Here is a 26,998-nt window from a genome sequence, read left to right on the forward strand (position 1 = left end):
TTCTTCCTTTAACTCTTCCAAAGTAGCGAAATTTTCTCGTCGTAGATGTCGGTTTTCTTCGGCGAAATTTCTTTCGTTTCGAGTTTAATATTTTTTAGATCCAGGCTCTGTTTTAGCGCGTCCACTTCAGCCTCAAATTTCTGCGTAAGGACCTCCAGCTCATCTTGCAGCGCGTTTAGGCTGTTTTGTGCGTTTTTGGCTTCGCTTCGTTCGTTTAAAATTTTATGCGCGCTTTTAGCTCCGCTGATCGCTTTAGAGATATTGCCGGCGCTGCGCGAGCGACCTAAAAACGCGCCTAAGATCGCTCCGCCTATGTTTAGCGCCGCATCCACCCCGCGACTTAGCACGTCGCCCTTTTCCTTTTCATACTTTTCGCTAGCGCGAGAAATTTTATCCTCAAGGCGCGCCTTTTCCTTTTCAAATTTAGCCGTGATCTCGTCGGTTTTGGCCTCTAGAGCTTCATTCGCCCTATCGCCTAAGCGCACGAAAAACTCTTCCCTGCTCTCGCCCGGTTTTGAGAGCAGATCAAGCGCGCTAAAAAGTTCTAACCTTTCGTTGCGGTAGAGCCACTCCTTAAAGCTTTTAAGCTGAGCGTTTAAATTTTTTGCTCCCGCGATGAAGCTAGGAAGCGCGCCGTAGAGCGAGCCCGCCTGCTCCTGTCCGCTTAAATTTGCAACTTCTCGCGTGCTTGCTTCGCTCCAATCTATTTCGCTTACGTCCGAAAGCGCGAGCAGATAGGTGCGCTGCTGCGTAAAATCGACCCCTTTGTCGCAAAATCGCATCTTTGCGCTTGCGTACAGATATGGGCTTAGCTCAAGACTCGCGCCATAGCTGTAAAGCTGCGAAATTTCAGCAGAAACTACGGGTTTGGCGGCGCCGGCGGATTTAACGCCTTGCGCGGCGCCCGACACGGACGAAATTTCAGCCTTTTTGTCTTTCATTAAATTTGAAATTTGCTCGTTGCTTAGGGGGCCTTTTAAATAGCTTAGCGCGAAGCGCGTCTCGATTACCCGCAGCACGTCCTCGTTGATGTTTTTTACCAAAAAGCTTCGCTTTTTGAGGTTTGAAATTTTCTCCATAAGCACGCTTTTGTCGATCGGATTTGAGCCGATACCGCTTAGACCACTAATGACGCGCTCCTTATCCTGCGCGGTCTGCAAGCGCCCGATAAACCACGTACCGATATTGCTAAGCCCCTTATAATCGAGATCGACTGGGTTTTGCGTCGATAATACGCAACCAAGACCAAATGCGCGAGCCTGCTTTAGCAGCGTAAGCATCGGGGTTTTGCTCGGCGGATTGCCGTTTGGAGGGAAGAAGCCGTAAATTTCATCCATATAAAGTACTGCGCGTAGCGAGCTAGTGCCGCTGGTGGTGCGCATCCATTTGATCATCTCGCCCAAAAGCAGCGTGACGAAAAACATCCTCTCATCGTCGTTTAGATGCGCGATGGAAAATATATTCGCCCTCGCCCTGCCGTTTTCATCAAAGAGCATCTTGGCGATATTTAGCCGCTCGCCCTCGCACCAAAGCTTAAAACTCGGGCTTGCGATGAGTGCGTTAATCTTCATCGCAAGCGCCATTCGCTTATCGCTCGGAAAAAAAGTATTAACGTCGAAAACGCCGATCTTATCGAAAGGCGGGTTGCCGATTTGCGCGATGAGATCCACCACACTCACCCCCTCGCCTTTGTTAAAATGATAGGTTAAAATTTGGCTGATTAGTAAAAATTCCGGCGAGCTGAGATTATCGCTGCTAATCCCTGCAAGGCTTAGCACGCTAGTGGCGATACCGCCGACGTAGTTGTTCAGATCCTCTTCGTTTAAGCCCTTCGGCGCTTCAAAATCGCTTAGCAGGCTGATTCCAAGGCCTGCGCTTGATTTGGGCGTATAAATTCTAAAATCGGCGCTGTTTTTCAAAAGCTCCACCCGCGCCAGGTCTTGATATGAGCCCTCGATCCCCTCGCGCCAGGTATTTGCAGTCTGTTCGGCGTACTCGCGCACACTAAGACCTTTGTTTTGCGCCTCGGTCTCGTCGATATAGGGCTCAAAATCCTCAGCCCTCATCTGCGGAAAGGTAAGAGCTAAATTCGTTAGATCGCCTTTCGGGTCGATGATGATGGATGGGATATTATCGATCGCGGCTTCCTCTAGCAGCGTGATGCCAAGCCCCGTTTTGCCGCTGCCAGTCATTCCTATGATAAGCGCGTGCGTCGTTAGATCCTTGTTTTTATACAAAAACGGCTCGCCGTTTTCAAGCCCCAGATAAAAAAGCTTTAAATTTTCTTGAAGCGTTTTCATTGCGTTCCTTAAATTTGCAATTTGTGCGGCATTATATCATTTAAATTTTTAAATTTAAATTTGCTAAAATGCGCGAAAAATCAAGGAATGGCAAGTGTTAAAAGAAAAAATTAGAAACGGAAAAAGCGGAATTTTGCTCTATGGCATCGTCCCGCCTAAAATCACGTCCTCTCAAGACGAGCTCGAACGCCTAGGTACGGCGTGGTCGCAGCGCCTAGGCGAATGCGAATGCGACGGCATCGTCATCTACGATCTACAAGATGAAAGCGCGCGCACAAAAGATGAGCGGACCTTTCCTTTTGTGCATACGATCGATCCTGCGCGCTACTACACGCAGTATCTACACACCGATAAAGAAGCGATCATCTACCGCGCGGTAGGCAAATACGACGAGGCGGAATTTTGCGAAATTCTAAGGCATGCCGCAAGCGGGCTGGGCGTTTTCGTGGGGGCAAGCTCTAAAAACGAAGAATGCAAACTGCATCTAAGCCGCGCCTATGAGATCAAGCGACTCGTGGCGCCGCATCTTTGCCTAGGCGGCATCTGCATTCCTGAACGCCATGAAAAGAGCCGCGACGAGCACCTAAAAATCGCGGAGAAGACTGCGGACGGGTGCGAATTTTTTATCACTCAGGCGGTTTATAATGTGCAAAATGCCAAAGATTTCATCGACGATTACGCCGCTTTGGAGTGCAAAAAGGTGCCGATAATCTTTACTTTTACGCCGTGCGGTAGCCTAAAGACGCTTGAGTTTATGAAATGGCTTGGCATCTCGGTGCCAGATTTTTTGCAGCAGCGGCTACAAAGCAGCGTCGATATCTTGCAAAGTTCAACAGCACTGTGCGCAGAGATGTTTGATTTCATCTATAAATACGCCCTCGCAAAAGGGGTGAGCGTGGGCGCAAACGTCGAGAGTGTCAGCACCCGCCGCGTCGAAATCGAAGCCTCGCTCAGCTTACTAAAAGAGATCAGAAAAATTATCCTTAAGCACGAGAATTTGGGATTTTACGTTATTTAAAATTTTAAACCGAGCGCACGAGCAAAACGCTAGATAGTCCAAGCTAGCGGAGGAATTTTAGATAATTTCGGATCGCTTTCTAAAAAATAAATCTAAATTTTATCCGAACGAAATTTGAACTTAAAATTTATAAAAAATTGCCCCAATAATATGCTTTAATAACTGGCATCCATAACTGCAAGATGATATTTCGTGCAAAATTTTCCAATGCTTACAATGGCATTGAGCTAGACCTACCATCAAAACCTATAAACCGCTGTAGCTTTCGCACTAAAACTAAACGCATTGACCGCTTTAGTATGCAGCTGACGTGAACGCGCCCTCCGTCATCCACTATCTACACAGAGATAATGTATATTGTATAACGGGAGATACCTGGAGGCTTTACACCATATAGATATTTAGAGATACGACGCCTCTGCACTCATGGCATGGCATCCTTTATCGCCTCGTTTGCGGTATTTGATTAAATTTACCGGCGTTTATGCCAAATTTCAAATCTAAGGCAACTTGATACTTGCTGTTGTGGGCGTTTTGGTATTTAAATTTTATTCTAAAGCCTATGTGTAGGTCGCTCAAAAGATCCATCATACGCCGCCGTAAAATACTTACCGAGCTTTGCAGCTAATTAAAAGCCGTTAATGCAGAATCGGCTGAAATTAACACCCATTTAGGCTATCATATTTGATTTCTTTTATATTAGAAAAGCCCATTGTAAAAAGCGATAGGCGCTCAAACTAATGTCGTTTTATCATCTCACGCAGAAGCCGATATGCAAACTACACAAGATTATAATATGCTTTTAATCACAAACACTTCGTATTTTAAAATTTTGAAACTCGACTCGGAATAAATATAAATTTGAAATTAGTTTTGTAAATAAGCTTGGAATTTTAACTCTTAAATATGGCGAAATTCAAAGATTAATGAAATTTAAAAAATGCTAGTTTACGCTCTTGCCGCCGAATTTCAAAAGCGCGCTGCCCCACGTAAAGCCGCCGCCGAACGCATCCAAAAGCATAAGCGAGCCGTTTTTTAGCCTGCCGCTCTCGTAAGCGTCGTTAATCGCCATCGGGATCGACGCCGAGCTCGTGTTGCCGTATTTGCCGATCGTAAGCACGCATTGTTCATCGCTAAATTCTAATCTCGCCTTGACCGCCTCGATGATGCGTAAATTAGCCTGATGCGGGATAAAAAGATCAACCTGCTCGGGCGAAATTTTATTTTTCGCCAAAATCTCCACGACGTCATTACTAAGCGTCGGTACCGCAATTTTAAAGACCTCGCGTCCCGCCATCTGCATGAAGCCCAGCTTTTCGTCGATGATTTTTTGGCTGAGTGGATTGACGCTACCAGGGGCTGCGGTGATGAGAAGATCGCCCTTGCTGCCGTCGCTAGCGGTATGTATGTCGATGATTTCGTTATCGTCACGCGCCGCGATAACCGCAGCGCCTGCGCCGTCGCCGAAAAGTATGCACGTAGCGCGGTCGCTCCAATCGACTATCGAACTTAACTTTTCCGTGCCGATTATCAGCACGTGTTTTTTAGCACCGCTTTCGATGAGGGATTTTGCAAGCTCTAAAAGATAGATGAAGCCCGTACAGGCGGCATTTATATCAAACGCCGTGATGCCGAAGTTCAAACCCAACTTATCCGCGATGACGCACGCGGTCGAGGGCATACAGAAATAATCGGGCGAGATCGTGGCGCAGATTATCGCATCGATCTCGTTTTTTTGCAACCCGCTACGCTCGATCGCAAGCGCTGCAGCCTTCATGCCCAAATCGCTAGTACTCTCGCCCTTCGCGATACGGCGCTCATGAATGCCTGTTCGCTTGACGATCCATTCATCAGTCGTTTCAACCATTTTTTCAAGATCGAAATTAGTTAAAATTTGACTCGGCGCGTATGCTGCGATCGAGATCATTGAGGCTTTTTTCATTTTTGCTCGTTTGAAGAAATTTCGCTTTCTATCGCGGAGTTGATTTTGGAATCTGCAAATTTAAGCGCTTGAAAGATCGCGTTTTTAACGGCTTTCGGAGTGCTTTTACCGTGGCTTATGATGACGCATTCTTTGACGCCTAAAAGCGGCGCACCGCCGTATTCATCATAATCTGTGCTTTTCTTGATAATTTTAAAGACGCGCTTCATCAAGATGGAGCCAGCGATAGCAATCGGAGATTTTTTCGTTTCGTTTTTGATAAGTTTGCCGATAGCGCTTGCGACGCCTTCGCTGGATTTTAGCATAATGTTACCGATAAATCCATCGCAAACTACGACATCCACGGAGCCGTCAAAAATTTGATTGCCTTCGACATTACCGATAAAATTTTGCATCTTCTTAAGCATATGAAAGGTTTCTTTTGTTACCTCGTTGCCTTTGCTATCCTCCTCGCCGTTGGATAATAAACCGATGCGTGGCGCGTTTAAACCCATAATCTCCTTGGCGTATGCTTCGCCCATAATCGCGAATTGAAACAAATTCTCAGGCTTACAATCCACATAAGCGCCCACATCCAGCACAAGCGTGCGACCGCCTATGGAATTTGGCATCAGCGTAGCAATTGCCGGGCGCAAGATACCTTTGAGCCTTCCTATGCGAAGCGTAGCAAGACTCATCGTAGCGCCGCTGTGTCCTGCGGATACCACGGCTTTGCAAGTGCCGTCTTTTACTAGATCGACCGCTTTAAAGATGCTGCTCTCTTTGCGCTTGAGAGCGTCTGTTGCGCCCTCTTTCATCTCGAAAACTTCGCTTGCAGCTACGTAAGTGATATATTTCTCAAAGCCTTGATCTTGTGGAATAAAAGACTTAATTTGCGCTTCATCGCCTACCAAAAACGCATTAAATTTACGCTCTTGCAGCGCATCTACGACTCCGTTTATTATCGGTTCACAGCCGAAATCACCGCCCATCGCGTCTATAGCAACGGAAATCATCGGATTAATATTCGCCCGTAGTTTTGTTTATTCTATGCGGAATTTTCCAGCTTCCGTCTTTATCTTTGACGGGAATCGGAAGGGTCACTTTGTAGTGAGTGCGTCTTTTCGCCGCACGAGTTTTACTAACTCTTCGCTTTGGAACTGCCATTTTTTCTCCTTTATAAATTTAGTTCTTACATTCTTCGCAATAAAAATAGTCGCTTTTGAAAGCTTCCGTTTCGCTTCTTAAAATTTCATCCAGATCAACTTCGGCGCCGAAAAACTCCATAACGTCCAAGCTCTCGTGCCTTTCGTCATTAAAAACGCCTTCGCTTAAAAGCAAATTTACGCTCTCGTTTATGTCAAGATCAAATTCTTTACCGCAGCGGTCGCAAATGTATGGAATTTTGCCCTTAATTTCGCCCTTACACTCGATAAATTTAGAGTCTTTTCGTTTTAAATTTCCGCTAAGCTTAAGCCCGTCCCTCGAAATTTCAAACGGCACGGGCGATGCGGAAATTTTAGCAAAAGCGATCTTCACGCGGCACTCTTAGCAAATTTCTCTTTTTGCAAAGAAAAATGCGATCTCGGTTTTTGCGTTTTCTAGGCTGTCGCTACCGTGAACGGCGTTAGCGTCGATACTGTCTGCAAAGTCCGCTCTGATAGTGCCTTTATCGGCTTTTTTCGGATCGGTAGCGCCCATTAGCGCGCGATTTTTAGCTACGGCATCATCGCCTTCTAGCACCATTACGACCACCGGACCGCTAGTCATAAACTCAATCAGATCCTTATAAAAAGGGCGATCCTTGTGAATTTCATAAAATTTACCCGCATCTTCGGCGCTTAGGCATACTTTTTTAGCCGCTGCGATTCTTAGTCCGTGGCTTTCGAAACGATCGATAATTTTGCCGATAACGTCCTTTTTAACGGCATCAGGCTTAATAATAGAAAGCGTTTGCTGCATATAATCTCCTTAAAGTGAAAGGCGGATTGTATCGAAAAATAGGTTAAAATTTATTTAAGGATTGAATGAATTAAAATTCCGCGCATTTGATCGCGGAATTTTATCTGCTAAGCAAATACCGGGGTATCTCCGCTGCGTAGATCCGCACCTATACTATCCCTGCTAGGTTGGCCCGCTACGATGTCGCTCCAGACGATACAGCCGTCGGTCGGACAGGCGCTAGCGCAAGCCGGCTCGTCGTTGTAACCTACGCACTCTACACATTTATCGGCATACACGTAGTAGCTATCCTCGCCGCTTGGGTTATCGCTATCGTCCACGATCGCATTTACCGGGCATTCGTCGATGCATGAGCCGCAGCTAATGCAAATATCGGTGATTTTTACAGCCATTGTTTCTCCTTTATCAAAAAATGAAGCGTGATGATAACATACTAAATTTAAAAAATGATAAAATTTAATATTATCAAGCAAATAAAATTTATTATATAAAAATTTTCATCAAATTTCAGCAAATCTAAAGTTTTAAAATGTATAATCGCCATCATAAATTTTATTAACAAGGAGAAACAAATGATAGTAACCAACAAAGCCGTTGATTTTACGGCAACTGCGGTTTTAGGCAACAACGAAATAGTCGAGGATTTCAACCTCTATAAAAATATCGGCGAAAAAGGCGCGGTCGTATTCTTTTATCCAAAAGATTTTACCTTCGTCTGCCCGAGCGAGATCATCGCATTCGATCACAGATATCAAGATTTCAAATCCAAGGGCATCGAAGTTATCGGCGTTAGCTGCGATAGCGAATTTACGCATCTTGCATGGAAAAATACTCCAGTAAACGCAGGCGGTATCGGCAAAGTGCAGTTCCCACTCGTCTCAGATATCACGAAAGACATCGCGCGCAGCTTCGACGTGCTGTTCGGCAACGCCGTAGCGCTTCGCGGCAGCTTCCTACTTGACAAAGACGGCACCGTCCGCCACGCCGTCATCAACGACCTACCGCTTGGTCGCAATATCGACGAGATGCTTCGCATGGTCGATACGATGCTATTTACAAACGAGCACGGCGAGGTTTGCCCGGCAGGCTGGCACAAAGGCGACGCAGGGATGAAAGCAGACCCTAAAGGCGTCGCGGATTATCTAGGCAAAAATGCGAGCAAACTATAAGTTGTAAAATTCTTCGCGCTGGCGTACAAATTCTAATGCTAACCGTGTAAAGTTTAAATTTAGCCTTGCACAGGCTATTAAAGCTCGCGAAGCTTTCTAAATTCCGCTGCTAAAATTTTAAGTCGCGGCGGCGGAATTCCAAAAATTCCAAAAATTCCAAAAATTCCAAAAATTCCAAAAATTCCAAAAATTCCAAAAATTCCGTTTCTTGAAATTCTACAAGTAAAATTTCAAAACCGCAAGTAAAATCCCAAATCCTTGGCAAAATTCCATCCATAACAAAGCTCGCGAAATCATACTTTAAACTAGCTTTTGCTACAATCGCGCGTTTTTAAAATCCAAGGACAATTATGAAAAAGCTTATATTTTTTATCTCCGCCCTGCTTTGCTCTTTGAGCCTTTACTCCGCAGATACCAACCCGGACGCGCCACTTAAGCTCGATCCTAGTGTAGTGCACGGCGAGCTGGCAAACGGCGTGAAATTTTATATCCTCAAAAATGACGTGCCAAAAAATAGCGCGCTTTTTTACCTCAACGTAGCCGCAGGTAGTGTTGATGAAAATGACGACGAGCAGGGCTTGGCGCATTTCGTCGAGCATATGGCATTCAACGGCAGTGAGCACTTCGATAAAAACGAGCTAGTCCACACTCTGCAGCGCCTTGGAGTGAAATTCGGCGCCGATCTCAATGCACAGACTGGCTTTGAAAACACCACCTACAACATCCAAGCCCAAGTAAGCGACGATACACTAAAGGACGTATTTTTGGTGCTACGCGATTATGCAGGCGGCGTAAAATTTGACGAGAACGAAACGCAAAAGGAAAAAGGCGTCATCTTAGAGGAAGCAAAAAAAGGCTTTGAGAGGCGCTTTTATGAAAAGCGCGCCACATATTTATACCCTAATTCCATATTTTCAAGACGCTTTCCGATCGGACAAAATGAAATCATCAAAGGCGCCACCGGCGAGCAACTAAAAAAATTCTACGTGCGTAACTACCTTCCTAGCGCCATTAGTATCATAGTCGTGGGCGACGTAAACGTTGAGCAGATTAAAAACTTAATCAAGCAAAATTTTAGCTCTCTTTCTGCGTACGGCGAAAAAATCCCGCGCGATCTTAGCCTACGCCCATTTGAAGGCGGGCTAGCAAGCACCGTAGAACCTGAGCTCGGCACTAATGTCGCTAGCGTGCTTTACGCAGGCAAATATGAGCCGCTAAGAAGCTACGATGCGCTTAAAAATGAGTGGCTGCAAGCCTACGTATCGAGGCTGATGGAGCTTGGATACGACGCGATGAATGTGAATGCTAAAATTCCGCTTAAAGCCTATTTCGGCTCGGACGATCTGTTTAAAAACCGCAGACTATACAGCATAAGCGCAAATATTTTTAATTTCGACGCCAACGCCACATTAAATAGTCTTTTTAGCGCGATCAAAGGGGTGCGCGAACATGGATTTAACAATGACGATTTTGATAGCGTTAAGGCGGAATTTAAACATCAAGTGCAAGCCGATCTGCTTAAGAACGATACACAAAGTGCGCAAATAGGGGCATTACTTGATTTCGTACAAAACGGCAATGTAAAGCTTAGCAAGCAAGACGAGCACGATCTAAGCCTCAAGGCGTTAGAAGAAATAACGCTAGCGGATGTTAATAAATTTTTCTCTCAGATAACGGATGGAGCGAGATTTACGGAGATTATCTCGGCAAAGGATTTGGGCATTAGCCAAAAAGATGCGGAGCTGCTCTACGAAAAAGCGGTGCCGTTTAATTTCGCTGCTTCGAAGCTTACTTCCAAGCAGCTTGCGGGAGCAGATTTAAAAGAGGCGGAATTTAAAGCACAAAAAGGCGCTAGCGGCACTGAAATTTTGGAGTTTAAAAACGGCGCGAAGGTAATTTTAAAGCCTCTTAAAAGCGAGAAAAATAAAATTGCCCTCGCAGCCGTTAAAAAAGGTGGCTACGCGCATTTCGGCAAAGCTCGTGGCGAAATTCTAACCGCGCTGCTAAACTCAGGCACCATAGGCGAGCTAAACGAATATGAGGCGGGACGCTTGACCTCAAAATTTGATTATAAGCTAAGATTTAGGATGGATGACGCAGACTGCGGTTTTAGAGGCGCAGGAGTGGATCTGGAGGCGATGGCACACGAGCTTTACGCGAGATTTAGCGAGCCGCTAATTCATGCAAGCTCGCTTACAAAATACAAAACCGACGCGCTTTCGGCGATTGCGCTACGAGACGAGACGGCGGAATTTAAATTCGGCGAGCAAATTTTAAAATCTCTATATTCGGGAGATACGGCTCGCAAGCAGCCGCTTAGTGCAGATGACGTAAAGAGCGCAAATCTTGCCGATTTGCAGCGCGATGCGGATGAAATTTTTGCAGGTGCTGGAAATTTTATCTTTGTGCTTAGCGGCGATTTTGAGCCTGCGCGCGCAAAACAAATTCTAGCCAAATATATCGGCAATCTAAAGCCAGGCGTAAACAGCGCTACGCCTAAAACTTTGATGCTAAATACTTCTAGCGGCGAGATTGTGCAAGATTACGGCGATAGTGATAAAAGCGAAGTTCGGATGATTTTTTCAAACTATGAGCTACAAAATTTCGACTTTGCAGACACTTATAAATTTCAAGCGTTAAAAAGTGTGCTAAGCAATCGTATCGTCGAGCAGATCCGCGAGGCGCGCGGACAAATTTACTCGGCGATGGTGCATAGCGCCTATGTGCGTGAGCCACAAATCGCAGCGAGCTTGAATGTATCGTTTTCTACCGAACCGAAAGATACCCGTGCGGTTGCAGCAAGCGTGAGTGAAATTTTAAAGCAGATCGAAAGCTCGGGCGCAAAAGATAGCGAGCTGGCAAATTTTAAAAAAGCTCAAATTCTATCGACCAAAAGAGCTGCGCAGACGAATGATTTTTGGCTTGGAAATATCACTGCGCACGAGCTTTACGGCTATCCGCTCTATGACGAAAAAAGCTACGCAGCAAGCATAAACGCAGTAAAAAGCACAGATGTGCAAAAAGCCGCACAAATGCTAAGCGACAGGCTATTTACGGCGATTTTAAATCCAAAGGAGCGTTGATGTTTGTTTCATTTTTTAAAAACAAAAAATGGGCATTTTGGGCATATTCGGGAATATTTTTTCTAATTGCGATTAATTGGTATCAAACTACCTTAAATGTGAGAATAAACGAATGGTACCGCGCGTTTTATGATATGTGCCAAAACATAGATCGTCATACGCTAGGTGATTTCTATACACAGATGAAAGTTTTTTTATGGATAGCGATGCCCTACGTAGTCTCTGCGATTTCAGAACGATATGCAGCTCGTATTTGGACATTTAAATGGCGGGAAGCGATGACCTTTTCTTATTTTTCATACTGGAAAAAGGTAAGTAAAGATATCGAAGGAAGCTCGCAACGTATCCAAGAAGATATCTTTCGCTTCTCAAGAACTATCGAGGAAATGGGTACGAGAGTGCTTTCGGCAGCTATGACACTGTTTGCATTCATACCTGTGCTATGGGGGCTTAGTAGCAATGTTCCTTTTGAATTTCTAAAAAAAATTCCGGGCTCACTTGTTTGGATTGCACTTGCAATCAGCATCGGTGGACTAATAATTTCTTGGCTGGTTGGCTGGTATCTACCGAGACTTGAATACAACAATCAAAAGGTCGAGGCGGCCTTTAGAAAAGAACTTGTTTTTGCGGAGGAGGATAAGATAAATTACGCAAGCGAGGAAAAAATTCTTTCGTTATTTGATAAGATCAAATATAACTATTTTAAACTATATCTGCATTACTGCTATTTTGATATGTGGTTCAACTCATTTTCGCAGTTTCTAATGATCGTACCTTACTTGATAATGGGTCCTGGGTTATTTACTAAGGTAATTACGCTTGGAGTTATGGTTCAGGTAAGCAATGCTTTTAATCAGGTGCGCGGTAGTTTTAGTATTTTTATGAATAACTGGACGACGATCACGGAGCTGCGCTCAATCCATATGCGACTTAAAGAGTTTGAAAAAAATATCGATTACAAGGGCTAGATAAAATTTCGCCCGCACTTTGCGACCCAAAATTTCACTTTCTAAATTTAAAGTGAAATCCCAGGTCGCAAGCTTTTAAAATTTCTACGCTTTTACTGCTCTCTTTTTTCGTGATGAGTAATGTTTAGTTTTATAAATTTATAACTCGCAACGAGTAAGATTATCCAAATCGCGATGAAAACTAAAGATTTGACCATTTTTAATCCTTAAAATTTTTATAATGCGGCGCGCAAAAAGCGCCGCCGATATGAAATTTAATCAAGCGCAAAGGCGAACATAAACGCCGCGCTAGAGCAGCCTCACGATCGCGTCCGAAAGCTTCTAATCGCGCCGAGACGGCATCTATGCCACTATGCGGTTAAATTTAAAGCGAAACTCGTGCAATTTTAGCGCCTTCGAAGCTCGGCTTTCGCGCCGTTTAGCACGGCTACGCTCTACTTGACGCTCATTAAATTTCAAGCAGCGTGCGCCTTGCGCCGCCGACTTCCGTTTGGCGCCGCGATAACCTTACGGCAAGCGGCATTTGCGTTGCCCGAGCAGCTTATTTGGCGCTTGCTAGGCACGCAAATAAAATTTTACGCGGCGTACTCATCCGCGCGAGCGGGCGCGCCTAATAATGCTCGTTTGAAAGCCCCTCTTTATCAAGCTTTTTTGCATCCATCGCGCGCCAAACATAGCTGATGTAACCCAGCACGAAAGGCACTAAAAACGACACGTAAAACATCGTCTTAAGCGTATAGAGGCTCGAGCTTGCGTTGCTTATCGAAAGCGAGCTTTGCAGGTCGAAATTTGACGGATAAAACGTCGTGTTGTTTAGACCCAGAATCAAAAATACGCTCGTTACCGCGCATACGACGCCCACGCCGTAGGAAAATATCCCGCGCACGCTGCTTGTAAATGCGCCTTTGACGATGCCCACCAGCACCAGCACGACGCCCAGCAGCAGCAAGACTAGCGCCACAGGCAGGCTTAGGTAGTTATGCAGATACTTAAAGCTCTCAAGGCTTACGATGCCGTCGGCGCCGACTGCGTAGCCCTGCTTTAGCAAGACCCACGCCAAAAACGCGATAAAAAATACCAAAAACGCGCTAGCGTTAAATTTAAGCGAGGCTTTGAGCTTGGCGATCATTTCAGGCTCGGCGATATTGTTCATCAAATATAAGCTCGCTCCCGTTCTAGCGCAGAAAAATAGCGCAAACCCCAAGATGTAGTTAAACGGATTTGCTAGCGCCTCAAGTCCGCGAGCGGGGTTTTTCCACTGCACAAAATTATTATCGCCCAGCGCAAACTCGCTACCGCTAAAAAGCGTTGAGACGATGATACCAAGCAGGATCGTGCCCAGCGAGCCGTTTATAAAAAGAAAGGCTTCATAAGTTTTAGCGCCCAAGAAATTATCGGGCTTTTTTCTGTACTCGTAGGCGACGGCTTGGATTATAAAGCAAAAAAGCAGAGCCATCCACGCCCAATACGCCCCGCCGAAGCTGGTCGCATAAAACAGCGGAAACGCCGCAAAGCACGCTCCGCCGAACATAACTAGCGTAGTAAACGTAAGCTCCCATTTCTTGCCGATGGAATTTATTATAAAATCCTTCTCGGTCTCACTCTTTGCCAGCGTAAAAAGCAGCGTCTGACCGCCCTGCACGAAGAGCATAAAAACCAAAATTCCGCCCAGAAGCGAAACCACGCACCACCAATAAATTTGAAAAATTTCGTGCATCTTAAAATCCTATCTTTATCTGTTTTAGCATGATCTTTATCTCGGCTATGAATAAAACCGTAAATAAAACCGCAAAGAGCATAAACGAGATCATTATGTTCGTCCCCGCCAGGCTCGTAGCCGCGACGCCCACCGGCATGAGATCTTGTATCGCCCACGGCTGGCGCCCTACTTCGGCTACGATCCAGCCCGCCTCGCACGCGACGTATCCCAGAGGGATGCTAAATACGCAAAGCCATAAAATTTTCTTGTATTCGGCGAGATTCTTTCGCATCGCCAAAAATAGCGTTACGAAAAATAGCAAGATAAAATAGCTTCCCAAAGCCACCATAACGTGGAAGCTGTAAAAGGTAAGCGCCACGGGAGGGACGATCTGCTTCGCGTCGTCAAGGTAGCCGTAGCCTAAATTTTGCATACTTTGGTTGCCAAATAAAATTTCGCGCGCCTGCTGCATCGCCGCGGTGTCATTCGCGTCTTTGGCGAGCTTGTAATCCTTTAGCGCTTGCAGGGCGATTTTGCCTTTTTCGATCTTTTTATCCGCGCCTTCGATGCCGAATTTTTCGTTTCCGAATACCAGATCATCGATGCCCGGCGTGAAATTATCAAGCCCTCTCGTAGCCATCAGCCCTAGCGCATAAGGTGCTTTAATCTCAAACAAAAACGGCTTCTTATCGTCTCCCGCAGTTTTGCTCGGATTTAAAACTCCCGCTGCGACGATGCCCGCGTTTACTTCGCCTTTATATAGTCCCTCCATCGCCGCAAGCTTCATCGGCTGCTTTTGCGCGACCTGATAGGCGCTCTCGTCGCCGCTAAATAACACGAAAAGCGAGCTTAGCATACCGAAGCTTGCCGCCACGATGAAGCTTTTTTTAGCAAGCGCGAAGTCTTTGTTTTTTAGCATATAAAACGCCGAAATTCCAAGTACGAAAAGCGCCCCGGTAATGTAGCCGCCGCCAACGGTATGTAAAAATTTAGCCACTCCGAAGTGAGATAGCGCGATATCTAAAAAATTACTCATCTCGTTGCGCATCGTATCTGGATTAAAGCTCGTACCAACAGGGTTTTGCATCCAAGCATTCGCAATTAGAATCCAATACGCGCTTAAATTTGATCCGATCGCCACGAGCCAGGTTGAAAGAAGATGAAATTTCTTGCTTACGCGATCCCAGCCGAAGAACATTACCGCAAAGAAGGTAGCTTCTAAGAAAAACGCGAGCAAGCCCTCGATCGCAAGCGGCGCGCCGAAGATGTCGCCCACGAACCAGCTGTAATTCGCCCAGTTGGTGCCGAACTCAAACTCCATTATGATGCCGGTCGCGACGCCGATGGCAAAATTTATACCGAAAAGGCGCAGCCAAAATTTAGTGATCTTGAGCCACTCCTGCTTACCGGTCGCGACATATAGGCTCTCCATAAACGCCACGATAAAGCTAAGCCCCAGCGTTAGGGGCACGAAAAGAAAGTGATAAAGCGCCGTGAGCGCAAACTGCGCCCTCGACCAATCCACGCTAGCAAGCTCTTGCATTCCTACTCCTTAGTCAAATTTTTATAGATGAAATCGATTTTTTCTTGATCGGTTTTAAATTTAGAATCCAAGTTTTCGTCGAAAATGAAAAATTTCAGTAGCACGAAAATTATAAATAGCTTGATCAAAATCACCGCCCACAGCGTTTTACCAAGCTTCATCGAAGCAAATCCGTGCGCGTAAAATTTTAAAATTTTGCCGAAAAACATCAAATTTTAACCTTTAGCAATTATTAGTTTATATTTTTTATTGTATAACAATTAATTAAAATTTAGCTTTAAATTTTGAAATTTTGGTAGCAATTTTATCTTTTTAATAAACACCTCGGTCTTGCGTCATCTCGCTCAAGTAAAGTTTTATTGTATAATTCACAAACAATCACATTTTACTTAAACTGCACAAAATTTTAGTTTAGATTCGTCATATAAAATTTTAGAATATATCAAGAAGCGAGCAGAAAAATATGTGGGGCTTTACTATAAGCATCTTTGTGCCTAATTCGTAGCAATTTTAAATAGAATTTTTTGTAGACAAATTAATACGGCTCGGCTGAAAGCAGACGTAAGAATTTTAAAATTAAACGCCCAAAGCTACACGATATAAAATTTAAGAACGTATAATTACTCGACGCAAAATTTAAAGCATTTCATTAGACTGGGCGGATAATTGAAAAGCCTAAGAGCCGATTTAGCGTAAATTCGCAGCATGGCTCATCAGCGATACAATCTCTGCTAGGTCGAATTTACCGCCGAAAAAGAGATTGAAAGCAAGCGCGCCCTGATTTATCAGCATCTCTTTACCGTCTTTTGCAGGCAAATTTTTTGCGCATGCGGCTTGCAAAAACGGAGTCTGCTTGCCATAGATCGCATCAAAAGCAAATTTTGCGCGGGATAAAATTTCATCTATTACCCCCTCGGGCGCAGGCAGCGCGTCATCTTTGAGCCCCGCGCCGGTAGCATTGACGATAAGATCGTAGTCTTTGGACTTGAAATTTTCATAGCTAAAAAATTCCTCGCAGCCGAAGTCAAAATCCTTTGCGCTGCGGTTTAGGATGTCAAATTTCACGCCGTTTTTGCTTAGCGCGTAGCCAATTGCCCGCGTCGTGCCGCCCGCGCCTAAAATAAGCGCATTGCGAATCTCGCCAAAGCCTAAGATTGCGCAGAAAAAGCCTTGCGCATCGGTGTTAAAGCCTTGCAGCGCGTCGCCTTTTAGCACCAGCGTGTTTACCGAGCCGATCTTCTGCGCCGCTTCACTTAGGATGTCGCATGCTTTAAATGCGTCGAGCTTAAAAGGCACGGTTATGTTCGCACCCGCAAGCTTTAAAGCTTCAAATTTAGCTCGCAGCTCCTCGCCATGCTGCAACAAAACTCGCCCATAGTAAGCGTCTAGGGCTAGAAATTTTATGGCGTAATTATGAAGTAGCGGTGAGAGAGAGTGCGCGATCGGGTTGCCGAAAACCGCGAATCTGTCCACTATTTCACTCGGTAGATATACGCTCCGCTATTGATGCTACGCATATCGCTAAGCGCCTTTTGTAGTGCCTCGCCCTCAAAAGGTCCGACTAAAATTTTAGTCACGCTCTTGCTGCCGACGTGAGTTTGCAGAGCGATCGGGCTGTAGCCTTTTTTAGTGATTTTTTTAGTGTCAGACCCGTTTGGATCGTAGGCATTGGATGCGAAAACCTGCACATAGCTGCCGTTTGCCACGCTGGTGCTGGTGCTCTTTGCTGCAACGCCAGCCTTTACGCTCTCGCTTTTAGACTCCGGCTTGCTAGCTTCTTTTTTAGACTCAGGTTTTGCTGGCTCTTTTTTGACTTCAGCTTTCGCATGTTCCTTTTTAGCTTCCGTTTTTGAAGGCTCTTTTTTAACTTCTGTTTTTGCTTGTTTTTCAGGTTCTTTTTTAGGCTCTACTTTCTGCTCGACTTTTCTAATTTCGGTTTTAGAAGGTTCTTTTTTTATCTCGTCTTTTGCAGACTCTTTTTTAGGCTCAGGTTTTTTTACGTCAGTTTTTTCAGGTTTTTTAGCTTCGTCTTTAGGCTCAATCTTTTTACTTTCTATTTTAACTTCGGATTTTTTTGGCTCTTCTTTGATTTCGGGCTTTTGGATTTCTACTTTCTGTGCTTCAGGCTGAGCGCTTGCGACGACCTTGCTTTCGGAATTAGGCTCTTGGGTTTTTATCTCTACTTTGGTTGGAGCTGCAGATGCTGCATTGGGTTCTGATTTCACTTCTACAGGCTCAGACTGCGAAGGCTCAGGTTTTTGAACTTGTACGGTAGGCTTTTGCTCCGCTTTGGCAAGCTCTTCTTCACTAGGCATAGTAAGACCTGCGTTAGTATCAATATCGTCTTTATTAATAGCCTTCATTATGATTAAAATGATTAAGAATAAAACTACAACGCCGGCTGCGACGGTAAGACCTTTTTTTAAATTCGCGTTCTTATCGACATTGCCGCTATTAATCACTATGTCGTCTATGCTGCTCATATCGAAATTTTTGTCGTTCATACTCTCTCCTAAGATTATTTTATTATTTACTTTGTAAATTCTACCACGCAAAATTTACGAAATAAATAATTCGGGTAAGCTTACCCGAATTTATTAAATTTAATACATCGCGCGGTCGTAGATGATAAAGCGGTGCGCCAAATCCCGCACCTCCTCTTTGACCTGCGCCTGAAGCTTAGAATTTGAGATGTCGCTTAGCACGTCGGCGATTTTATTTCCGATAAACTCAAATTCTTTCTCTTTCATGCCGCGCGCCGTAAGTGCGGGGCTACCGACGCGGATACCGCTGGTGACGAACGGGCTGCGCGTCTCGCCCGGTACTGTGTTTTTATTCGTCGTGATGCCTGCGTTTTCAAGCGCGGCGCTAGCGTCCTTGCCGCTAAAATCCCTATTTAAAAAGCTCATTAAAATCAGATGGTTATCGGTACCGCCGCTAACAAGATCAAAGCCGCGCCCAACCAGCGTTTCGCCCAAAACTCTAGCGTTTGCTTTGACCTGCTTGGCATAGACCTTCCACTCGGGGCTTAGATTGTGTTTAAAGCCCACCGCCTTTGCAGCGATGACGTGCATTAGTGGGCCGCCCTGGATACCCGGGAAGATCGCCGAGTTGATCTTTTTAGCAAATTCCTCGTCGTTGGTCATTATGATGCCGCCGCGCGGACCGCGAAGCGTTTTATGCGTGGTCGAGCTTACGACGTGGCAATGCGGAAACGGATTAGCGTGTTCGCCTGCGACGACGAGCCCAGCGACGTGCGCTACGTCGGCGAAAAGAAACGCGCCCACGCTATCAGCGATCTGTCTAAATTTAGCAAAATCTATCTCGCGCGTATAGGCGCTCGCACCGCAAACGATCATCTTCGGCTTTACGATCTGAGCGATCTCAAGCACCTTATCGTAGTTTATGCGGCCATCGAGCTCCACGCCGTACTCGAAGCTCTCATACATCTTTCCGCTACTTGAAACCTTCGCGCCGTGCGTCAAATGCCCGCCGTGGCTAAGCGCCATGCCTAAAATTTTCTCGCCCGGTTTCAAAAACGCGGCATATACGCCTTGGTTAGCTTGGCTGCCACTGTTTGGCTGGACGTTTGCAAACTCACAGCCGAAGAGCTTTTTACAGCGATCGATCGCGATCTGCTCGATCTCGTCTACGAACTCGCAGCCGCCGTAGTAGCGCTTGCCGGGATAGCCTTCGGCGTATTTATTCGTTAACACCGAGCCCATCGCCTCCATCACCTCGGGATAGGTGAAATTTTCGCTCGCGATCATCTCCAAATAATCGCACTGGCGGGCAAGCTCTTTATTGGTTAGACTAAAAATTTCATTATCGAATTTTTCTAAATTTGACACGTTCACTCCTTCTCTAAATTTAGCGGCCTCATCGCGGGGAACAAAATCACGTCGCGGATCGATTTTTTATTCAGCAAAATCATCGCCAAGCGATCGATTCCAAGCCCCCAGCCGGTAGTCGGCGGCATCGCATAGCTAAGCGCACGGACGTAATCCTCATCCATCTCGTGAGCTTCGTCGTCGCCAGCGTTTTTAGCGTCGATTTGAGCCTTAAATCTGGCGTATTGATCGAGCGGATCGTTCAGCTCGTTAAAGGCGTTGGCTAGCTCTTTGCCCGCGATGTAGAGCTCAAATCTCTCGGCTATTTGCGGATTTTCGTCGCTTCTGCGCGAAAGTGGGCTGATCGAGATCGGAAAATCCACGATGAATGTCGGATTTATGAGCTTAGCTTCTACGTAATTATCAAAAAGTTCGCTCTGCAAGTGGCCTAGATCGAGCTTTTCATTGACTTCAAATTTATCCTCTTTGAGCTTTGCGATGATCTTTTCGCGATCATTTACGATCTGCGGCTCTATGCCGCCTATCTGCGTAAGCGCGTCGAGATACTTTATGCGCGCAAAAGGCTTTGAAAAATCGATCTCGCGCTCATCGTAGGTTAAAATTTCGCCTAGCCTGAGCCTCTTAAATAGCGCTTTAAATAACTCCTCGGTTAGGTTCATCGCGTCGTTATAATCATGCCACGCCCAGTAGAATTCTATGCTGGTAAACTCTGGATTGTGCGTCAGATCCATGCCCTCGTTGCGGAAGTTTCGATTGATCTCAAAGACCGCCTCCATGCCGCCTACGACGAGGCGCTTAAGATACAGCTCCGGCGCGATACGCAGGTAGCGATCGACGTCGAGAGCATTGTGGTGCGTGATGAAAGGCTTAGCGTTCGCGCCGCCTGCGATTGGGTGCATCATCGGCGTTTCGACCTCTAAAAATCCATGCTTTTCAAAAAAGCTGCGGATCTCGCTAACGATGATCGAGCGCTTAATAAAATCCTCGCGGACCTCGGGGTTCATTATCATATCGAGGTATCTTTGGCGGTAGCGCATCTCGATATCGACAAGGCCGTGAAATTTCTCCGGAAGCGGGCAGATCGCTTTGGATGCGAGCGTTATTTTGCTGGCATGGATCGAAAACTCGCCCGTTTGGGTGACGAAGGCGTATCCGCGCACTAAAATTATATCGCCCACTTCGAGATTTTTCTTAAATTTAGCGTAATCCTCCTCGCCTATGCTGTCGCGAGAGTAATAAATTTGAATATTACCGCTTTGATCTTCTATGTTTGCGAAGGTGGATTTGCCCGCGACGCGCTTTAGCTTTAACCTTCCGGCAAGGCTTACCTCCTCGCTCGCTTTTTTATCCTCGGTATCTTTGATGTAGCCGAATTTCTCTTTAAACTCGGCTATGCTCATATCTTTTTTTAGAAAGTGCGGATAGGGATTAGCCCCCAAATTCCGAAGTTCCGACGCCTTGTCTATCCTTTGGATCTCTAACTGGCTATCAAACAATCTACTTCCTTTTTGCCGCGCATTCAGGGCAAATTCCATACAGCTGCATCATATGTCCCGTAAGCGTAAATCCGTGCTCTTTGGCGACGGCAAGCTGTTTTCGCTCAATAGTGGCGTCTTGAAATTCTATGATCTTATTGCAGCTTTTGCAGATTAGATGGTCGTGGTGAGGCTTGTTGGCAAGCTCAAATTTCTTACCCTGCGCGCCAAATGAGATCGACGTCGCCATACCTGAATCCTCAAGCAAATTTAAGGTACGATACACCGTCGCTATGCCTACGTTTAACTCCGGAAATTTCGCTTTGATCTCGTTATGAAGCGCCTCGGGCGTAAAGTGTTTGTTGTTGTTATAAAGCGTGCGGAGTAAAACCTCGCGCTGCTTGGTATATTTTAGACCGCTAGCGGCAAGCGCCTTTTTAAACTCAACAATTAGAGCGTCAAACTCTAAATTTTCGATTTTTGCATTCATAATTTTGTCCTTTCTGTAGAATTTACTTCTGAACTGGCGTTAAAATCGCTAGGTTCAGTGCTTTGATTTTGATCCGAGTTCATACGGGCGGTAGAATTCTGATCTTTTAAGAGCTTGTCATCCATCTTAGAACCGATAGAATCCAAGCTTTGTTTGATCTTCGGATCATCTTTGAGATTTAAAATCCAATTTCCGATTTTTAAGAAAATCGGCGCAGTTTTGCTGCTTTCAAAATACTTTTTAGTCTGTTCGTTCATCGACATAGGACCGCTTGCAAGTGTAACAATAACGGCAAAAATTAAGAAAATTTTACTTACGCTAAACACAAAACCGCCGATCTTATCGACAAAGCCCAGTCCACTCCATTTAAAGAATTTTGAAATGATTTCGCCTATAATCAGACATGAGATCCATACGCCAAAAAGCACAGCGATAAAGCCGATGAGAACCTGCGTCGTATCACCTGAAAGCACGCCGTTTGCATTCTGTAAAGCGGGAATTTTGGCTGCAATCCACTCGCCCGCCATAGTTTTATAACGCATTGCGGCAAAAAGACCGCCGATGAGACCCAAAATTCCAAAAATTTCTTTTACAATGCCGTTGGTGATACCGCGTAGTCCGAAGAGCACTACGAGTACCAAACAGCCGACGTCAAACCAATTAATACCTTCCATCAAGCACCCACCACGCCTATTAGCTCTTGTAGGTTAGTCGAGTACCTAAACGCCGTGTCTTTTGAAATTTGATTTGCACGGATCGCTTTAACCATCGCTTGAGTTTGAGTTATCATACCGGTAGATTGCTGATTTAGCTGCATTTGAGAGTAAATTTGATGCACCTTGTTTTCGCGGATTAGATTCGCTACGGCATTGTTATTGAGCAAAATTTCATGGATCGCGATACGTCCGCCGCCAAGCTTTGGCAAAAGCGATTGCGAAATGACCGCGGTAAGTGATACAGAGAGCATATTTCGTACTTGGAGCTGCTCGCCGCCATCAAAGCTATCGATAATACGGTTGATCGTTTGCATCGCGGAGTTGGTGTGTAGCGTACCAAATACCAAGTGACCGGTCTCAGCCGCGGTAATGGCGATCGAGATAGTCTCTCTATCGCGCATCTCACCAACTAGAATAATATCCGGGTCCTCACGCAAGGCAAATTTTAACGCATTAGCGTAGGAATGGGTATCAGTGCCGATATTTCTGTGAGAAAAAAGCGCTTTTTTATTGGTATGGACGAACTCGACCGGATCTTCAACGGTGATGATGTGCTTGCGTTCTTTTTCGTTGATCTCGTTTAGCATCGCGGCAAGAGTAGTTGATTTACCGCTACCAGTAGGCCCGGTAACCAAAATCATGCCTTTTTCGTGCTTGACCACCTCTTTAAAAATCGTAGGGGCTTTTAAATCGTCCAGGCTAGGAATATCGATAGGAATAATACGAAATGCAGCAGCCAAATCGCCATTCATAGTATAGTAGTAATTACCACGGAAGCGTCCGATATTAGGAAGCTCGATCGCAAAGTCAAGCTCTTTATTTTCCTCGAGCGCACTTTTTTGAGCATCGGTAATGAGCGCGTAGCAGATATACTCGATATCTGTACCCTTAAGCGGGTCCATGGCAAGTGGGCGCAATGTTCCGTCGATACGTATTTGAGGCGCCGAGCGCGAAACTAAGTGAAGATCGCTCGCTTTGTTAAAAACGACGGTTTTTAGTAGGGTTTCGATATCTACTAAATTTCTTTGAACTTCTTCCATAAAATTCCTTTCAATCTATGATTTTCGGTACTACGAAGTAGCCGCCTTCGGACTGCGGAGCATGCTTTAAAACGCTTTCTGCGACGTCGCTTTTGCGTGGGATATCTTTGCGAAACGGAGTACCGCCTTTCAGCGTAGTGATAGCCGCCTCGCCGCTTTGTAAATCCAGCTCATTTAGAATTTCTACAAAATCTACGATATTATTCAATTGCCCCTTGAATTCCTCCCGTTTTTCATCTGGAATTTTAAGAGCAGATAGCCTTTCCAGCTTGCTTAGCAAGGCATCGTCTATTATCATAACTTTCCTTTTTCTGATAAATGCGACATTATATCATAAAAATTCTTTATCTTAGGCGGTATTTAAAATTTTTTATGCTACAATTACGCCGATTTTCTCAAATAAAGGACTGAATTTTGGCTTTAAAAGACGACATCGAAGGCGTGAAAAAAGAGATTGGCACAGAAGAGCAGTTTCTAGAAAGCGTCATAAAAAGTGAAATTTTCGTAAAAAAATACAAAAAGCCGCTGATATTTTTGGCTGCGGTTTTGATCGTAGCATTTATCGGATATTACGCAAATGAATTTCTAAGTGATCGCCGCATAGCAAGTGCTAATGCGATCTATGACGAGCTGCTTAACAATCGCGACGACACTAAGCTAGCCGAGCTTAAGCAAAAAGATATAAATCTATACGCTCTTTATATTTTGCAAAACGGCTCTGCAGACGAGCGAGCGGCGTTAGAAAATACCCAAGGCATCGATGTTATGCTAAAAGAGATAATAAATCTACAAAACGGCAAGCAAGGCGGAGTGCTACTCACCGATTATGATTCTTTGCTTAAGGGCTACGACCTGCTAAAAGAAGGCAAAATCGAGCAAGCTCACGCAGAACTAGATAAAATTCCACTCAACTCGCCAGTTCGTCAAATCGCACTTGCTTTGAAACACTATGGAGGCAATAAATAATGAAAAAAACGCTGATATTTACGCTTTTACTATCGTTTTTATTTTTAGGCTGCTCGACGAAGCGCCAGTATTTCGAACCTAGCGACGAAAACATCACAGGTGATATGAAATTTAACGGCTCGCTGCCATCGGAAATCGTAGCGGTTAGTAAAGATGGTGCTACGCTAAAAGACGGCGAAGTCATCTCTAAAAACGGCTTGGTAAAAAATTTCAAAGTCCTAAAAAGTGAGAAATTTTTAGGCGAATATGATGGAAATTTCGTCGTAACTGACATCAATGGCACGCTTAAAGTAGTTAGTGGCACAGGCGCCGTAAAATTTGAAAAAGCCCTCGGCAGACAAGCGCTCAGTGCAAATATACACGGCGATGATTTGGCTTTAGTCATGAGCGATGATTCGATCATGCTTATCAAGCTAAGCTCGGGCGCAGTGGTACTCGATCATAAAGTAGGCGATGCATTCGCAATTGATTCGCGCGTAGCGTCACCGCTATTTATCAACCAACTTATCGCTTATCCTGCGCTAGACGGACTAGTCAGCATCGCAGAAAACGTAGGTGGGCGCTCGGCACGCGATTTCGTCGTAAGCAACCAGCCATTTTTTAACAACATTATCGCCTTAGAAAATAAGGGCGATAACCTTTATGCTGTGACCGCCACTAGGCTAATGCTGGTAAGTCCTGCGGGCAATAAAAACCATAACGTAGACATCAAAGACGTGATTTTTAGCGGCGATAGAATTTATCTTTTCTTAAAAGACGGCAGAGTCGAGCTACTCGATTGCGGGCTAAATTTGATCAAATCGCGCAAATTCACCTTCGCGCAGTTTAGCGGCGCGCTGCTTAGCGGCGGCTATCTGTATATCATCGAGCGCAACGGCTACGTCATCCGCACCGATGAAAATTTAGAAGGCCAGGCGATCTACGAGCTAAATGACGAAGTCGAGGACAAGTCCTTTATCGCGGGTACGTCCTTTTACTACGACGATAAAATTTTAAATTTTGATGCTAGATAAAATTTCAAAACTCTGCGTTCGTGAAGGGCTTCTGCTTCAAAAATTTCAAACGCTAGATATCGCTAGCTTCACGCGCTCGCGCTCATACGGCGCGTATTTCGGCGTGGATCTGAAAAGTTACAACGTTCTTTTATTTATGCGCGACGCAAAATCCCGCTTTGTGATGCGCGACGCGGAATTTCTACTCTCGCTAGCAAACGACATTAGCGCAAGTCTCGGCAAGGTCGTCAAGAAGCGCGTGCTGTTTTACAACTCGCAAATGTGCTCCAAAAGCGCGAAATTTTTAAAAGAAAACGGATTTAGCCTCTATGCTTTTGTGTGACATAGGAAATTCCAGAGTTAAATTTTATAAAGGCGGCGTAACGCAAAGTATGCCCGTAGCGGAGTTTATGCGGTACGAGCCGAAGGAGCGAATTTTTTTCATTAGCGTCAATGATAGCGTGAAAAAAAAGCTGAAAAACCCTCTGTTTGTCGATCTGGCGTCGCACTTTGAGCTAAAAACCGCCTACCGCGGGCTCGGGATCGACCGCATAGCGGCGTGCTCCGCAGTAGCGACGGGCATCGTCGTCGATGCGGGCAGCGCGATCACCGTGGATTTGATGTTTAGAGGCTCGCATTTAGGCGGATTTATAATGCCCGGCATTAGTACGCTTTTAAAGTCATTTGCGAGCATCGCGCCGGTGCTGGATGTGACGCTTTCAACCAATATCGATCTGGATCCGCTGCCGCAAAAGACCGTAAGTGCCGTAAACTACGGGATTTTAAAGCCGATAGTGCTTACGATCGAAAACATCGCGGGCAATAATAAAATTTACTTCACGGGCGGCGACGGAGCCTATCTAATGCGGTATTTTCGCAACTCAATCTACGAAAAGGATCTGATCTTTAAATCGATGGTAAGCTTGATCGCAAAAAAGGGGCTCGCATGATAACCATAGCGCTACCGAAAGGCCGCATAGCCGACGATACGCTTAAAATTTTTAAAACCATTTTCGGGCTTGATTTTGCTTTCGAGGATCGCAAACTCATAATGCAAGAGGGCGATTTTAAATTTCTCTACGTCCGCAACCAAGATATCCCTACTTACGTTATGGGCGGTGCGGCGGATATCGGCGTAGTGGGGCTTGACGTGCTTGAGGAGCATCGCCCCGACGTGCTTACGCTGCTTGATCTTAAAATCGGAAAATGCCGCGTCTGCGTGGGCGTGCATGCGGGCACCAGGCTAAACTACGGCGCTCCGAGCCTAAAAATCGCTACGAAAATGCCCAACATCACTCGCGAATACTTCGCCTCCAAGGCCGTCGCCGTAAATATCATCAAACTCTATGGCTCGATCGAGCTAGCCCCGCTCATAGGGCTTGCCGACGCTATCGTCGATGTCGTGGAAACCGGCGCTACGATGAAGCAAAACGGGCTGCAGCCCGCAGAAACCATAATGCAAAGCTCCGCGCACCTCATCGCCAGCAAAAACAGCTTCGTGTTAAAACGCGATGAAATTTTAAATTTAAGAGATAAACTAGCCCACACGATCGCTTAACGCTTGCTTAGCCAGCCACGCAGTGCTTGCGGCCGGCGCGGCGTATTTTGCGTAAATGATCATCGCCGCCTTGGCGCGCTGTCGTTTAAAAAACCTCTGCTGCATATAGAATTTTACGACAGCAACCGTACCGCTTAAATTTAGAAATCCCGCGAATTTGATTTATCAAGAAGCGGAATCACTGTCAAGCCGTGCAGCGTAAAATTTTAAATTTCTATCGCTACAAATTTTAAAATTTAGCCTAAAT

General features: G+C 45.4%; 29 protein-coding genes. 9 read left to right on the top strand and 20 right to left on the bottom strand.

Annotated elements, in window-relative coordinates; genetic code table 11:
- Nucleotides 1-8: 8 nt before the first annotated feature.
- Nucleotides 9-2,300: an ATP-binding protein gene (locus tag CGRAC_RS09455; RefSeq protein ID WP_005871255.1), complete on the bottom strand. Its 2,292-nt coding sequence runs from the start codon at nt 2,298-2,300 to the stop codon at nt 9-11.
- 94 nt (nt 2,301-2,394) lie between these two features.
- Here CGRAC_RS09455 and CGRAC_RS09460 point away from each other — a divergent pair, with 94 nt between their 5' ends.
- Nucleotides 2,395-3,318, top strand: a complete 924-nt coding sequence (locus tag CGRAC_RS09460) for a methylenetetrahydrofolate reductase (RefSeq protein ID WP_005871254.1) — start codon at nt 2,395-2,397, stop codon at nt 3,316-3,318.
- A 441-nt stretch (nt 3,319-3,759) separates the two neighbouring features.
- On the opposite strand, the gene CGRAC_RS12060 is transcribed toward CGRAC_RS09460, so the two are convergent.
- The 7 genes from CGRAC_RS12060 to CGRAC_RS09490 all read right to left on the bottom strand — a co-directional run bounded on the left by CGRAC_RS12060 (nt 3,760) and on the right by CGRAC_RS09490 (nt 7,593).
- Entirely contained in the window at nt 3,760-3,909 is a 150-nt protein-coding gene (locus CGRAC_RS12060; protein ID WP_156187207.1) for a hypothetical protein, read from the bottom strand.
- Nucleotides 3,910-4,261: 352 nt separating this feature from the next.
- Nucleotides 4,262-5,260, bottom strand: coding sequence for a beta-ketoacyl-ACP synthase III (locus CGRAC_RS09465; protein ID WP_005871252.1), 999 nt, complete (start codon nt 5,258-5,260; stop codon nt 4,262-4,264).
- Nucleotides 5,257-6,255 carry a phosphate acyltransferase PlsX gene (plsX, locus tag CGRAC_RS09470; protein ID WP_005871251.1) on the bottom strand — a complete coding sequence of 333 codons (999 nt, stop codon included), beginning with the start codon at nt 6,253-6,255 and terminating at the stop codon, nt 5,257-5,259. The genes CGRAC_RS09465 and plsX overlap by 4 nt, the downstream gene beginning before the upstream one ends.
- Before the next feature lie 4 nt (nt 6,256-6,259).
- A complete protein-coding gene (gene rpmF, locus CGRAC_RS09475) occupies nt 6,260-6,406 on the bottom strand; it encodes a 50S ribosomal protein L32 (RefSeq protein ID WP_005871250.1) in 147 nt (48 codons plus the stop codon).
- 18 nt (nt 6,407-6,424) lie between these two features.
- Nucleotides 6,425-6,778, bottom strand: a complete 354-nt coding sequence (locus CGRAC_RS09480) for a YceD family protein (protein ID WP_005871249.1) — start codon at nt 6,776-6,778, stop codon at nt 6,425-6,427.
- Nucleotides 6,779-6,787: 9 nt separating this feature from the next.
- Complete coding sequence (gene ndk / locus CGRAC_RS09485; RefSeq protein ID WP_005871247.1) at nt 6,788-7,201, bottom strand: nucleoside-diphosphate kinase; 414 nt, start codon at nt 7,199-7,201, stop codon at nt 6,788-6,790.
- A 107-nt stretch (nt 7,202-7,308) separates the two neighbouring features.
- The gene (locus CGRAC_RS09490) at nt 7,309-7,593 is read right to left on the bottom strand and encodes a DUF362 domain-containing protein (RefSeq protein ID WP_005871245.1); all 285 of its coding nucleotides are present in this window, start codon (nt 7,591-7,593) and stop codon (nt 7,309-7,311) included.
- Nucleotides 7,594-7,773: 180 nt separating this feature from the next.
- On the opposite strand from CGRAC_RS09490, the gene CGRAC_RS09495 reads away from it, so the two are divergent.
- On the top strand, nt 7,774-8,370 hold the full coding sequence (locus CGRAC_RS09495) for a peroxiredoxin (RefSeq protein ID WP_005871241.1): 597 nt from the start codon (nt 7,774-7,776) through the stop codon (nt 8,368-8,370).
- 109 nt (nt 8,371-8,479) lie between these two features.
- Here the strand turns inward: CGRAC_RS09495 and CGRAC_RS12245 are convergent, their stop codons facing one another.
- Nucleotides 8,480-8,647, bottom strand: coding sequence for a hypothetical protein (locus tag CGRAC_RS12245; RefSeq protein WP_005871239.1), 168 nt, complete (start codon nt 8,645-8,647; stop codon nt 8,480-8,482).
- A 73-nt stretch (nt 8,648-8,720) separates the two neighbouring features.
- On the opposite strand from CGRAC_RS12245, the gene CGRAC_RS09500 reads away from it, so the two are divergent.
- Together CGRAC_RS09500 and CGRAC_RS09505 are read left to right on the top strand one after the other, a co-directional pair.
- Nucleotides 8,721-11,453: a M16 family metallopeptidase gene (locus CGRAC_RS09500; RefSeq protein WP_005871236.1), complete on the top strand. Its 2,733-nt coding sequence runs from the start codon at nt 8,721-8,723 to the stop codon at nt 11,451-11,453.
- Entirely contained in the window at nt 11,453-12,421 is a 969-nt protein-coding gene (locus CGRAC_RS09505; protein WP_005871234.1) for a putative transporter, read from the top strand. The genes CGRAC_RS09500 and CGRAC_RS09505 overlap by 1 nt, the downstream gene beginning before the upstream one ends.
- A gap of 610 nt (nt 12,422-13,031) precedes the next feature.
- Here the strand turns inward: CGRAC_RS09505 and CGRAC_RS09510 are convergent.
- From CGRAC_RS09510 to gatC, 11 genes are all read right to left on the bottom strand, one after another.
- Nucleotides 13,032-14,138: a cytochrome d ubiquinol oxidase subunit II gene (locus CGRAC_RS09510; RefSeq protein WP_005871231.1), complete on the bottom strand. Its 1,107-nt coding sequence runs from the start codon at nt 14,136-14,138 to the stop codon at nt 13,032-13,034.
- A gap of 1 nt (nt 14,139) precedes the next feature.
- Nucleotides 14,140-15,663, bottom strand: coding sequence for a cytochrome ubiquinol oxidase subunit I (locus CGRAC_RS09515; protein ID WP_005871230.1), 1,524 nt, complete (start codon nt 15,661-15,663; stop codon nt 14,140-14,142).
- Nucleotides 15,664-15,665: 2 nt separating this feature from the next.
- The gene (locus CGRAC_RS09520) at nt 15,666-15,872 is read right to left on the bottom strand and encodes a DUF4492 domain-containing protein (protein WP_005871229.1); all 207 of its coding nucleotides are present in this window, start codon (nt 15,870-15,872) and stop codon (nt 15,666-15,668) included.
- A gap of 478 nt (nt 15,873-16,350) precedes the next feature.
- A complete protein-coding gene (locus CGRAC_RS09525; RefSeq protein ID WP_005871228.1) occupies nt 16,351-17,136 on the bottom strand; it encodes a shikimate dehydrogenase in 786 nt (261 codons plus the stop codon).
- On the bottom strand, nt 17,136-18,167 hold the full coding sequence (locus tag CGRAC_RS09530; protein ID WP_050346345.1) for a hypothetical protein: 1,032 nt from the start codon (nt 18,165-18,167) through the stop codon (nt 17,136-17,138). Before CGRAC_RS09530 ends, CGRAC_RS09525 begins: the two co-directional genes overlap by 1 nt.
- A gap of 99 nt (nt 18,168-18,266) precedes the next feature.
- Nucleotides 18,267-19,514 carry a serine hydroxymethyltransferase gene (locus tag CGRAC_RS09535; RefSeq protein ID WP_005871225.1) on the bottom strand — a complete coding sequence of 416 codons (1,248 nt, stop codon included), beginning with the start codon at nt 19,512-19,514 and terminating at the stop codon, nt 18,267-18,269.
- 2 nt (nt 19,515-19,516) lie between these two features.
- Nucleotides 19,517-21,010, bottom strand: coding sequence for a lysine--tRNA ligase (gene lysS, locus CGRAC_RS09540; protein ID WP_005871223.1), 1,494 nt, complete (start codon nt 21,008-21,010; stop codon nt 19,517-19,519).
- Between the two features lies 1 nt (nt 21,011).
- Nucleotides 21,012-21,479 (bottom strand): Fur family transcriptional regulator, encoded by a 468-nt coding sequence (locus tag CGRAC_RS09545; protein WP_005871221.1) that lies wholly within the window; start codon nt 21,477-21,479, stop codon nt 21,012-21,014.
- Nucleotides 21,476-22,153, bottom strand: coding sequence for a CvpA family protein (locus CGRAC_RS09550; RefSeq protein ID WP_100067315.1), 678 nt, complete (start codon nt 22,151-22,153; stop codon nt 21,476-21,478). Before CGRAC_RS09550 ends, CGRAC_RS09545 begins: the two co-directional genes overlap by 4 nt.
- A complete protein-coding gene (locus CGRAC_RS09555; protein ID WP_005871218.1) occupies nt 22,153-23,235 on the bottom strand; it encodes a type IV pilus twitching motility protein PilT in 1,083 nt (360 codons plus the stop codon). The genes CGRAC_RS09550 and CGRAC_RS09555 overlap by 1 nt, the downstream gene beginning before the upstream one ends.
- A gap of 10 nt (nt 23,236-23,245) precedes the next feature.
- Nucleotides 23,246-23,533, bottom strand: coding sequence for an Asp-tRNA(Asn)/Glu-tRNA(Gln) amidotransferase subunit GatC (gene gatC / locus CGRAC_RS09560; RefSeq protein WP_005871217.1), 288 nt, complete (start codon nt 23,531-23,533; stop codon nt 23,246-23,248).
- Nucleotides 23,534-23,649: 116 nt separating this feature from the next.
- On the opposite strand from gatC, the gene CGRAC_RS09565 reads away from it, so the two are divergent.
- From CGRAC_RS09565 to hisG, 5 genes are read left to right on the top strand one after another with little or no spacing between them, the layout of a single operon-like run.
- Complete coding sequence (locus CGRAC_RS09565; protein ID WP_005871216.1) at nt 23,650-24,201, top strand: hypothetical protein; 552 nt, start codon at nt 23,650-23,652, stop codon at nt 24,199-24,201.
- The gene (locus tag CGRAC_RS09570) at nt 24,201-25,214 is read left to right on the top strand and encodes a hypothetical protein (protein ID WP_005871215.1); all 1,014 of its coding nucleotides are present in this window, start codon (nt 24,201-24,203) and stop codon (nt 25,212-25,214) included. Before CGRAC_RS09565 ends, CGRAC_RS09570 begins: the two co-directional genes overlap by 1 nt.
- Entirely contained in the window at nt 25,201-25,536 is a 336-nt protein-coding gene (locus CGRAC_RS09575; protein WP_143297833.1) for a hypothetical protein, read from the top strand. Before CGRAC_RS09570 ends, CGRAC_RS09575 begins: the two co-directional genes overlap by 14 nt.
- Nucleotides 25,523-26,143 carry a type III pantothenate kinase gene (locus CGRAC_RS09580; RefSeq protein WP_005871213.1) on the top strand — a complete coding sequence of 207 codons (621 nt, stop codon included), beginning with the start codon at nt 25,523-25,525 and terminating at the stop codon, nt 26,141-26,143. Before CGRAC_RS09575 ends, CGRAC_RS09580 begins: the two co-directional genes overlap by 14 nt.
- Nucleotides 26,140-26,751, top strand: a complete 612-nt coding sequence (gene hisG / locus CGRAC_RS09585; RefSeq protein WP_005871212.1) for an ATP phosphoribosyltransferase — start codon at nt 26,140-26,142, stop codon at nt 26,749-26,751. The genes CGRAC_RS09580 and hisG overlap by 4 nt, the downstream gene beginning before the upstream one ends.
- Nucleotides 26,752-26,998: the final 247 nt, after the last annotated feature.

The organism is Campylobacter gracilis (genome assembly GCF_001190745.1).
Lineage (GTDB): Bacteria > Campylobacterota > Campylobacteria > Campylobacterales > Campylobacteraceae > Campylobacter_B > Campylobacter_B gracilis.